This is a genomic window from Gemmatimonas sp. (assembly GCF_044376735.1).
Classification (GTDB): domain Bacteria; phylum Gemmatimonadota; class Gemmatimonadetes; order Gemmatimonadales; family Gemmatimonadaceae; genus Gemmatimonas.
In genome coordinates this window covers 1-3,692 of the sequence record NZ_JBILKJ010000219.1, presented here as the reverse complement: position 1 = coordinate 3,692, position 3,692 = coordinate 1, and the positions used below count along the sequence as shown (strand labels likewise).

3 protein-coding genes are annotated in these 3,692 nt (G+C 65.5%); 2 read left to right on the top strand and 1 reads right to left on the bottom strand.

Features of this window, described 5'->3' with window-relative positions; genetic code table 11:
• Positions 1-199 precede the first annotated feature (199 nt).
• Positions 200-481, top strand: coding sequence for a type II toxin-antitoxin system RelE/ParE family toxin (locus ACIRA7_RS15710; protein WP_396221780.1), 282 nt, complete (start codon positions 200-202; stop codon positions 479-481).
• A gap of 7 nt (positions 482-488) precedes the next feature.
• Positions 489-791, top strand: coding sequence for a HigA family addiction module antitoxin (locus ACIRA7_RS15705; protein WP_353262497.1), 303 nt, complete (start codon positions 489-491; stop codon positions 789-791).
• Positions 792-990: 199 nt separating this feature from the next.
• Here the strand turns inward: ACIRA7_RS15705 and ACIRA7_RS15700 are convergent, their stop codons facing one another.
• On the bottom strand, positions 991-3,261 hold the full coding sequence (locus ACIRA7_RS15700) for a protein kinase (protein WP_396221779.1): 2,271 nt from the start codon (positions 3,259-3,261) through the stop codon (positions 991-993).
• Between the last annotated feature and the right edge of the window lie 431 nt (positions 3,262-3,692).

The following is a 3,692-nucleotide window of genomic DNA, read 5'->3' as shown; positions in this document are numbered from 1 at the left end:
CTTGAGCCAAGTGCAGCCTAACCCCTCGCTCAAGCTGACCCGCTACGGCAGGCTTTGTAAGCCCGGTCCGCGCCAGTCGTACTATCGTCGCGTACCGGGCTTACAAAGCCTGCCTCCGCGGGCAGCTCCGCTCGAACGTTAACTGGTCGCCATTCTCGGGTGACTTGACGGTAATAACGGTGAGCGTTATCATTGGTTCATGATCGCCAGCTTTGCCGACCGCGATACGGAGCGGCTCTTTAATCGCGAGCGGGTTCGGCGTTTTCCGTCAACGCTTCACGGCGTCATGCGTCGTGAGCTCCTGCTCCTCGACGCGGCACTTGCCCTCGAAGAACTCCGTGTGCCGCCAGGGAATCGGCTGGAGAAGTTGCGTGGCGATCGGGCGGGCCAGCACAGCATCCGCGTCAACCAGCAATGGCGCGTCTGTTTTCGCTGGCGAGACGGCGCGGCGTTCGCGGTCGAAATCGTAGACTATCACTGAGCGGATCATGGCAACCAAACTCGCGCCCATTCATCCCGGCGAGATCCTGCTGGCGGAGTTCCTTGAGCCGTTGGCGCTCTCCCAGTACCGACTAGCCCACGACCTGTCCGTGCCGCCGCGCCGTATCAATGAGATCGTGCACGGCAAGCGTGGCATCACAGCCGACACGGCGCTGCGACTCGGTCGATACTTCGGCACCTCGGCGCAGTTCTGGTTAAACCTGCAGACGCGCTATGACCTAGAGGTCGAAAGCGACCGGTTAGGCCTGCGTCTCGGTGTTGAGGTCGCCGTCTACGCGGCCGCCAGTTAACGGTGCTTGCTGCAGACGGGCGATGCGGTTGCTCGCTTCGCTCGCGTTTGATTTGATCGCCCGCTGCAGAAGCTAGCGTTAGGCGGCAAACACGATCATTTGTGCGCCGCGAGATCGGAAGGTTCCGCACCCTCGAGTTCGTTGTCGCGAACGATCTCACCGTCGTCGCCCGGCTCGTGGCGCGGCCGCCGACAGCTACTCAGTTTGTTGCCTCCCAGTTGGGCAAGTTGAGCTGACGTACCACGTCGCGAAACCGCAGATCCGCGCGCAACGTGGCATACAGCGGCCAGGTACGCGCAAGCATCACGAACAAAGGATCCCGGTCGTCGAGCGCACGGCGTGCGAACGCGATGCCCTCGTTCACGCCGATCGCGTCGGAGGCCGCGCTGCACAGCATGGAGGGCTGCACGTACACCGTCTTGGCGCGTTCCTCGAGTTCGTGAAATGCTGCACGCGCCTGCTCCGTCTTCCCCCAGCCAGCATACGTGGACACGAGTGCCGCCAGTGCCCAGGGATGGCGCAGCGACATCGCGAGCACCGTTTCGGCGACGGCGACGGCCTCCGCATGTCGGCCGGCGACGTGCAGCGCGCATTGAAGGCACCAATGCGCCAGGTACGAAGCTGGGTCGAGCTCGATCCCCCGTCTGGCGTATCCCACGGCGGCCTCATACCGTCCCGCGGAGAACTGGAAGAAGCCAAGGACTGCGTTCGCGTACCCGGAGAGCGGATCAAGCTCGTACAGCCGCATGAGCTCCGCCAACGCCTCGTCGTCACGCCCCGCAACCCACTGCAGAAAGAAGAGGCCGTACCACGCCCTCGCCTGCGGGTAATTCGGATTCAGATCGAGTGCCCGTCTGAACTCGCGTTCGGCGAGCGCGTCGTCGCGCTCATACAACATCGTGGCGCAGGCCAGCGCGCAGTGTGCCTCGGCGAGGTCCGGGTCGAGCAGCAGGGCCCGACGAGCCGCGTCGAGCGCTTGCGGCATGGCCACGCGAGCGCCGGCGAAGCCCGAGTACGCGGAGGTCGTGTATCCGTCGGCAAGTCCAGCCCACGCCTGCGCATACTCGGCGTCGAGCGCCACGGCCTCCTTAAAGCAATCCAGGGCCTCGAGGATACTGCGCCCGCGCCGGTAGAGCAGCGCACGTCCTTTCAGGTAGAGCGTATAGGCCGTCAGGTTCGTCGTGGGCGGCTTTTCCGCAGCCGCGCCGCGCCCAGCCGCGAGGGAAAGCCGTAACCGTTCGGCGATCGTGGCGGCGATTTCGTCCTGCACCGCGAACACGTCGTCGATGACTCGTTCGTAGCGTTCCGACCAGAGCTGATAGCCGTCGGCGGCATCGATCAATTGCACCGTGATCCGCAGCCGGCTTCCCGCGCGCCGCAGCGTTCCTTCGAGGATCGTGGCCACGCCAAGCTTCGTGCCTACCGAGCGCAGGTCCTCGTTCTTCCCCTTGAAGGAGAAGCTCGAACTCCGCCCCGCCACCCGGAGCCCAGGGATCTGCGCCAGCGCATTCAAGATTTCCTCGGTCACGCCGTCCGCGAAGAACTCGTCCTCGGGGTCGCGGCTGAGGCTCGTGAACGGGAGCACGGCCAGCGACTTCTCGGGCACGAGCGTCGTTGTCGGCGGAGCCTCCGCCACACCAAGCGCGCTGACGAACAGTGCCGCCGTCTCGAAGCGATCGATCGGCGTGCGGGCGAGCGCCTGCTGCAGCGCGCGCGCGACGGGGCGAGGAATGCCGTCACGCAGGGCGGTGACGTCGGCCGGCGTCTGCACGAACCGCTTGGCGATTACCGCCTGCACGTTCGGCCCTGTGAACGGCGGCTCGCCAACCAGCATCTCGTACAGCACGCAGCCCAGCGAGTAGAGGTCGCTCCGGCCATCCACGCTCTCGCCCACGGCCTGCTCGGGGCTCATGTAGGCCGGCGTACCGACGCTCACGCCCGCCTGCGTCAGCGTGTTGCCGTCTGCCTCGCTCACTGCCTTGCCGATGCCAAAGTCAGCCACGAGGGCGTGGCCATCCTGCAGCATGATGTTCTCCGGCTTGATGTCGCGGTGCACGACGTCGTGTCGGTGCGCGTGGTCGAGGGCGCCGGCCACCTCCGTGGCGATGCGGACCGCCTCGATCACCGGCAGCGGCCCCACCGCGTTCATGCGGTCGCGCAACGTCTGGCCCTGCACATTCGGCATCACGTAGTACAGCGCGCCGCCGGCGTCGCCGCTGTCGAACAGGGGCAGGATATGCGGATGCGCGAGTTTGGCGGCGAGCTGGATCTCGCGCAGGAAGCGATCGCGTCCGAGTGACTCGGCCAGCTCCGCACGCATCACCTTGATCGCCACATCGCGATCATGCTTGAGGTCGCGCGCGAGGTACACGGTGGCCATGCCGCCGGTGCCGAGCTCGCGCTCAACCCGGTAGCGGTCGCGCACCGAGTCGTGCTGGGCGAAGCCAAGGCGCAGCTCGTCGTCGTTCATGGCTGACAAGAGTACGCCGCGATCGCCGACCGCGCGAGCCATCCCGGTCAGCAGTATTCACGCTGACCGGCGTCCAGGCTATAGCAGCGGACCTAGGGCAGTCCGAGGCAACGGTCGCACGCTCGATCGGCGCTTGCGCCACCGCGAGACGTCGCGAACGGGTGCCGGTTCTCCTCTGGGTTCTGGCGGCCGGCCGTGCGGAATCTCTGGGCCCTCGTCTACGCAGTGCAGGGCGCGGTTTTCGTCGTGCCGCCTAACATGGCGTTAGGCGTACTCCGGCGGGTTGCATGATCGCTGGCATTTCGGTACGTTATAATGTACGTAGCTATGTACATACTTTCAGGAGCCGTATGTCGACGCTCAAGCCGAGTCGTGATATCCAACCGGTGACGGAGTTTCGCGCCAATGCCGCGCAGTTCATCGAGCAGGTG